Here is a 7023-nt window from a genome sequence, read left to right on the forward strand (position 1 = left end):
GTGGCGGCCGCTGCGGTCGCCCTCCAGCCCATAGACGGGGCCGTTCGGGCCGCCCGCCTGCGCCAGAATCGTGTCGATCTTCGCCCGGTCTTCGGCATCCAGCGCGAACCCGAAGACCTCCAGCGTCTTGGGCAGGTGGCGGGCATAGCGCGCGCCGACGATGGCGGCGGCAACCTGTGGCTGGTCCAGAACCCATCGGGTTGCGACCGAGGACAGCGCCACCCCGTGCTTGTCCCCGATGGCCTGCAACGTCTGCAACAGCGACTGGAACAGGTCCCATGGCCCGAATTCATCAATGATCAGCCGGTACTTCACCAGGCTGCGGTTTTCGAACGCAAAGCCGGGATCGGGCTGGCCGAGCCAGTTTTCGGTCAGGAACCCGCCTGCCAGCGTGCCATAGGCCAGGATCTGTACATTGCGCCGCGCGCCCCAATCGCTGAAATCTCCGGCAGGCCGGCGGTCCAGCACAGAATACTGCACCTGCGCCGAGACCACGTCGAACCCCGCATCGCAGAACCGGTCCATCACCGGCGTGTTCCAGTTGGTGGCGCCCAGATTGGCGATCTTGCCCTTCTTCTGGCACTCCTTCAGCACGTCGAGCGCCTCGACCGCGTTGCCGATGGACATGTCCCACCAGTAGAACTGCACAAGCGGGATGCGCTCGATCTGCAGGCGTTTCAGCGACCGGTCGACGATGGCCTCCACCTCGTCGGGACGGATATCCGGCAGGCGGCCAAGGTCCGGCACCAGTTTCGTGTGCACCATCACGCGGTCGGCGACCTCGGCCCCCCGCCGGTTTCGGACATCGGCGATGAAATGGCCGATCATCTCTTCGACGCCGGTATAGATGTCGGCACAGTCGAAGGTGGTGATCCCGGCGTCCAGAAAGGCCTCCATATCCGCGATGGCCTGCTCGCGGAGCACCTCGCCATGGTCGCCGGCCAGCTGCCAGCCGCCCTTGATCACGCGTGAGATGCGGTGGCCGGGGCGCAGATCCGCCGTTTCCACGGTCATTCCTCGATCTCCTGCCAATAGGGGGTGCTGCGTTGATCCGGCAGGCCCGTTGTCGCCGCGTGAGAGTACCAGCGTTTGCCCTCACGGATGATGCGGAAGCGACCGCCGCAATGCGGATCGGGGCAGGCGATCTCGGCGTCTGTGCTCATCCAGTCATCCGCGTCGGTCAGGCGCTGCTTGGCGGGCAGAAGCGGCAGAAGGGCGGCCAGCGCATACATGGACAGCTTGTGCGGCTGGTCGAAAACGAGGTTTTCGCCGATCACACGGAAGGATTCCCCCTCCACATGGCGGCACACGGGCACACGCCCGTCCAGCACGGTATCGACCCGCAAGTCATAGAGCCAGAACCCCCGCTCTCCGTCCTTTTCCATCGTCCCGCCTTTCCGGCCTTGCCGTGTGATCTGCGATCTGTGATATTTAATCACAAGTATTCACCGATTCTGTCAAGCGCCCATGTCTGCACCCGCCATTGCCCCGCTCGATCCGACCAAGCTGCGTGAAAACGCCTATTTCGCCCTGCGCGATGCCTTTACTCGCGGGGCCTTCGCGCCCGGCGACGTGCTGACCCTGCGGGATCTGGCGGCGCAGCTGGGCGTGTCGATGACCCCCGTCAGGGAAGCGGTGCGCCGCCTCGTGGCGGAAGGGGCGCTGGTTGACACGCCCACGCGCAAGCTGATGGTGCCCGCCTTCGACGCGCGTCGGGCGGGCGATCTGATGGCGGCGCGGCTGGCGATGGAGGCTCTTGCGCTTGATCAGTCGATGGACCGGATGTCAGAGACCGATCTCGCGGCGCTCGATGCGATCCTCGCGCGGGTGCCCGACACGCCGGGAAACATGCCGGATCTGGTCACGAACCACGAGTTTCACTTCACGCTCTACCGCATCGGCGGGTCCGAGGTGCTGCTGCCCATCGTCGAGGCGCTGTGGCTGCAATATGGCGCGTATCTGAACCTGATCATCAATCGTCCGGCGGCCTCTGAAATCGAGGAACATGTGCATCACTTCGAACTGATGGATGCGCTGCGCCGTGGGGACCGGGACGCCGCCCATGCCGCGCTCAAAGCCGATATCACGCGATCCTTCAACTTCCTTCTGCCCCCGGAGTGACCCCATGCCCGACCGTCCCGACCGCCTGAAACTCTCCGACAGGCTGGAGATTTCCCGCGCGCTGACCGGGCTATGGCAAGTCGCGGATATCGAGAAGGATGGCGCGACCATCGACCCCGATACCGGGGCGGATTGGCTGGCGGCCTATGCCGACCAGGGTTTCGACACTTTCGACATGGCTGACCACTATGGCAGCTCCGAAATCATCGCCGGGCGGCTTCTGTCCCGGGGCGGCGCGCCTCGTCCGCTGGCCTTCACCAAGTGGTGCCCCGCCCCCGGCCCGATGACGGCCGATGTCGTGCGGGCAGGGGTGGAGGAGCGGTTGCAGCGCCTTCAGGTGGACCGGATCGACCTTCTGCAATTCCACTGGTGGACCTTCGAACACCCCGAATGGCTCGATGCGCTGCACGAACTGGCGCGGCTGCGAAAGGAAGGGCTGATCGCGGAACTGGGCGTCACCAATTTCGACGCCGCGCATCTGAACCTGGCGCTTTCGGACGGGGTGCCGATCCTGACGAACCAGGTCAGCTACTCGCTGATCGACCGGCGTGCGGCGGGGGATTTGGCCGAGGTGTGCGAACGGCATGGCGCGTGGCTTTTGGGTTATGGCACGCTGAATGGAGGATTCCTATCCGACAAGTGGCTGGACAAACCGGAGCCCGAGCAGATCACCGACTGGTCAAAGATGAAATATCACCGATTCATCCAGACCGCAGGCGGTTGGGAGGCCTTCCAGGGGGTGCTGCGGGCCGCCGCCGCGGTGGCGCGCAAGCATGGCGTGTCGATGTCCAACGTGGCGACGCGCTGGGTGTTGGAACAAGCTCGTGTCGCCGGGGTGATTATCGGTGCGCGGCTCGGCGAGGCGGTTCACACCGCCGACAACCTGCGGCTCTTCTCCTTTGCACTGGATGAGGAGGATCGAGCGGCGCTGGACGCGGCCTTCGCGGCGACGACGCCCATTCCCGGCGATTGCGGCGATGAATACCGCAAGCCGCCCTTCCTGACCGCGTCGGGCGACCTGTCGCACCACCTTGACGCCATCCCCAAGCCATTCACGCCGGAGCCTGCTGGCGTATCATCCACCCGCGTGTTGACCGGCTCCTACTGGGAGGACGAGGCGGGTTACTGCCGCGCGCAACGCATCGGGGACCGGGTGCTGGTCTCTGGTACCACGGCGATTGCGGGGCTCGACAGGGCCGTTGCGCCCGACGACGCAGGCGCGCAGACCACCTATATCCTCGACCGGATCATCGCCGCCGTGATCTCGCTCGGCGGGCGGGTAGAGGATATCGCGCGCACGCGGATCTACATCACCGATGAGACCGACGTTCTGGCCATTTCCCGCGCGCATGGCCGCGTCTTCGGCGACATCAAACCCGCCAACACGCTGGTGCGCGTGGCGGGGCTGATCGGCGATCACAGGGTCGAGATCGAGGCCGAGGCCATCCTGAACCGGCAATAGGGTCACGGCCGGACCCAAAACGCGGCGGGCGGCGATGCGTCGAGCTGTGGGGCTATCAGGAAGTGCCCAAGCCAGCGGCGCGACGCGACAAAGAATAAGCCGGATCACGTCGGTGCTGATGGATCAACGGTCTCTGCCCCCCGCCAGCCGAGCCAGCAAGGACCAGAGCGCCGCCCCGTCGGGCGACTGGACCCGGATCATCAGACGGTTGCCTCTGCGCGTGACATGAGCGCCAAGACCGCCAAACAGCGTTGTGGCCGATGGCGAACTGCCATCGAGTGGCGTTGCGGTGCAGGCGGCGGCAATTTCCTCGACCCGTGGGCCCTCCAGCGAGATGAGGGTATAGAGGTCATCGGCAAGACTGACCGCATAGGACCCGTGCCAGCCGGGTGCCACGTCCAGCGGCGCGTCCGTGACCAGCAACGCCCTGTCCCGCGCGATGCGGATCGCGTGCGGCCCCTCCGGTGTCGGTGCCCCGCAGCCCAGGACGGGCGCCCCTTGCACCAGTGCCGAGAGCGCCGCATCCAGATCGCCAGAGATCATCAGCGCCCCTCCAGGGGCTTCGCAGGCGACCGAGAGACCGGGATACTCCGCCACCTGTCCCGGTTCCGGGCTCGGATTTGTCCAGCGACGTTCATCCATTCAGCCGCCCTCCCTCCGGGTCGAACGCACAGGCGGGGGTGACCTGCACGGATCGCGTTTCCCCCAGATGGAATGCGGTCAGCGCCTCGCCCATCCGGGAACCGCCCGCTTCCAACAGGGCCAGCGCGATCGGGCGTTTGAGCGTCGGGCTGACATGGCTGGAGGTCACGAACCCGAGCGACCGGCGCGGGCCATCGCTGGCCACCAGATGCGCCCCCACGGGCAGCGGGTCGGGGCCGTCCGTGACCAGCCCCACCAGCTGCCGCCGGTCGTTGCGGCAAGCCTCGGGCGTGAAGAGCGACCGCCGCCCGAAATACTCGTCCTTGCGTTTCTCTCGCGACCCGCCCCAGCCAAGGTCATGGGGCATGGTCACGCCATCTGTATCCTTGCCCACAAGGATGAAGCCCTTTTCCGCGCGCAGGATCATCACCGATTCCAGCCCGATCCAGCGGCCTTTGTGGGGCGCGCGCGCGGCCTCCAGCTGGGCATGCAGATCGGCCCCATGACGGGCGGGCACCGAGATTTCGTAGCTTAGATCGCCCGTGAAGCTGACCCGCGCCACGCGCAGCGGTTGACCGTTCCAGCGACCCTCCGCCACGCCCATATGCGGCAGCGCCAGCATCCGGTCGGGCAGCCCCGCCGCATGGGCCAGATCGCCCGCGCGCGGACCGGTAAGCGTGATCGTCACCCAATTCGCGGTGACGTCATGGATGAAGCTTCGGCGCGGATCGAACCGGTCCTGCCGCGCTTCCTCCAGGATCATGCGCACGCTGGCCACGTGACTGGACGACGCCGAGACGATGAAGCGATCCTCCGCCAGCCGGAACACCACCCCGTCATCATGCACGATCCCGGTTTCCGACAGCATGAAACCATAGCGCGCGCGCCCCGGTTTCAGGGTCGACATGCGGATATAGCCGCAGAAATCCAGAAGCTCTGCCGCGCCCGGCCCGATCACCTCGATCTTGCCAAGGGGCGAGGCATCGTAGAGCCCCACCGTCTCGCGCGCGGCCTTCGCCTCGGCCTGTGCCTGCGTGGATTCTTCGCCGTCCCCATAGACCGAGGGGCGCAGCCAGCCGCCATATTCACGGAACCGGGCGCCCTGTGCGCGATGCACCGGCTCCAGCGCCAGGCGTTTGACCGGGTTGAACAGCTCCCCGCGCCTTGGCCCTGCAATGGTTTTCAGCGGCACCGGCGTGAAGGGCGGGCGATAGGTGGTTGTGCCGGTTTCCGGGATCGACAGCCCCGTGATCGCCGACATCGCCGCCAACCCCGCGAAATTGGCGCTGCGGCCCTGATCGGTCGCCATGCCGAGCGTGGTGTAGCGCTTGAGATGCTCGACGGACCGATAGCCCTCCTGCGCGGCGAGCTTCACGTCCTTCAGCGTCACGTCGTTCTGCGGGTCGAGCCACTGGCGGCCTTTCAGCGTCGGATCGGGACGCATCGGGATAAGGCCCCAATCGCCTGACGCTGCGGCGCGCGGCGCGGGGCCTGTGCCGCCCCCGGCCCGGTGCCCTTCCTCTAGCGCGCTTTGCAGCCCGAAGCCCCCGTTCGCGGCCCCAGCCACCGCCATGTCACATGTCCCCGGGCGTGGCACCAGCGCATCCGCCCCGGCGTTCCAGTCGAGCTTACCGCCAGCCTGGCACCACAGATGGACCGAGGGCGTGTAGCCGCCCGAGACCAGCACCGTATCGGCATCCACATGGCCGCCGTCGACGACCGCACCGCCGACCTCGCGCCGCCCCTTGGCCTTTGTCAGTCGCGCGCCGCGTAGTAACTCCACCCCTTCCGGTGCGGCGGGGCCATCGCGCCGGATATCCGCCAGCGTCACCCGCGCGCCTGCCTCGGCGAGGGTCGCCGCAACCGGGTAGCTTGCGTCATTGCCTGTGGCGAGCAGGATCCGCCGCCCGACAACGGCCCCGTAAAGGCGCAGGTAATGCAGCGCCGCCTCTGCCGACATCACGCCGGGCAGGTCGTTATTGGCGAACCACAGGGGGCGTTCGATGGCACCTGCGGCCAGAACGACATTCGCCGCCCGGATCCGCCAGTGCCGGTCCGGCTGGCCCACCCGCCGCTGCCATGCCGCGTAAAGCCCATGGTCGAACGCGCCCCAGAGTGTTGTGTCCGTCATCACGCGGCCCCCAGCGGCCGCGACCGCCGTCACCGTCTCGCTGGCGAACTCTCGCCAGTCGCCGCCGTCGATCTGCCCGCCGCGCCAGCGCAGGGAGCCACCGACCTCACCCGCCTCGTCGATCAGCCAGACCGCGCGCCCCTGCCCCGCAGCGGCCCTCGCCGCCGCCAGACCGGCAGGCCCCGCGCCGATCACCAGCAGGTCGCAGCGCGCGTTCATCGGCACCGCATCCGCCGCCGGATGGTGCCCCGGATCGACCCGGCCAAGCCCGGCCATGCGGCGGATCATCGGCTCCCACCGCATCCAGCCCATGGCCATGAAGGTCTTGTAATAGAACCCCGCCGGAAGGAAGCGATGCGCGAGGTCCATCACGCCGAACCGGTCCCGCGCCGCATCGGGGGCAGCGTTGACGGAGACGAGCGCCATGCCCTCCCGCAGCCGCATCTGCGTGGCGCGCACATTGGGCGTGACCCCCTCCGGCCCTGTCACGTCGAGGATGGCATTGGGCTCCTCGCCGCCCATCCCCCACAACCCGCGCGGGCGGTGATACTTGAAACTGCGCCCAAGGATGCGGGGGCCCGAGGCCAGCAGAGCAGAGGCGAGCGTATCGCCCTCGAACCCGCTCAGGGGCTGCCCGTCGAAGGTAAACCCGATCGGCTTGTCGCGG

At 67.3% G+C, this 7023-nt stretch carries 6 protein-coding genes; 2 read left to right on the top strand and 4 right to left on the bottom strand.

The annotated features are described in order from the left end of the window. A partial coding sequence (locus tag BKY26_RS11855; protein WP_071690607.1) for an aldo/keto reductase occupies positions 1 to 1014 on the bottom strand: 1014 nt, incomplete at its 3' end. Further along, complete coding sequence (locus BKY26_RS11860) at positions 1011 to 1385, bottom strand: TIGR04076 family protein (RefSeq protein ID WP_071690608.1); 375 nt, start codon at positions 1383 to 1385, stop codon at positions 1011 to 1013. The genes BKY26_RS11860 and BKY26_RS11855, both read right to left, overlap by 4 nt. Positions 1386 to 1467: 82 nt before the next feature. Here BKY26_RS11860 and BKY26_RS11865 point away from each other — a divergent pair, with 82 nt between their 5' ends. Continuing rightward, complete coding sequence (locus tag BKY26_RS11865) at positions 1468 to 2121, top strand: GntR family transcriptional regulator (protein ID WP_071690609.1); 654 nt, start codon at positions 1468 to 1470, stop codon at positions 2119 to 2121. 4 nt (positions 2122 to 2125) lie between these two features. After that, positions 2126 to 3583: an aldo/keto reductase gene (locus BKY26_RS11870; protein ID WP_071690610.1), complete on the top strand. Its 1458-nt coding sequence runs from the start codon at positions 2126 to 2128 to the stop codon at positions 3581 to 3583. Between the two features lie 123 nt (positions 3584 to 3706). On the opposite strand, the gene BKY26_RS11875 is transcribed toward BKY26_RS11870, so the two are convergent. Together BKY26_RS11875 and BKY26_RS11880 are read right to left on the bottom strand one after the other, a co-directional pair. After that, positions 3707 to 4225, bottom strand: a complete 519-nt coding sequence (locus BKY26_RS11875; protein WP_071690611.1) for an aminomethyltransferase family protein — start codon at positions 4223 to 4225, stop codon at positions 3707 to 3709. Beyond that, the coding region (locus tag BKY26_RS11880; protein WP_071690612.1) for a 2Fe-2S iron-sulfur cluster-binding protein at positions 4218 to 7023 on the bottom strand (2806 nt) is incomplete at its 5' end. The genes BKY26_RS11875 and BKY26_RS11880, both read right to left, overlap by 8 nt.

The organism is Nioella sediminis (assembly GCF_001879695.1).
In the GTDB taxonomy this organism is placed as follows: domain Bacteria; phylum Pseudomonadota; class Alphaproteobacteria; order Rhodobacterales; family Rhodobacteraceae; genus Nioella; species Nioella sediminis.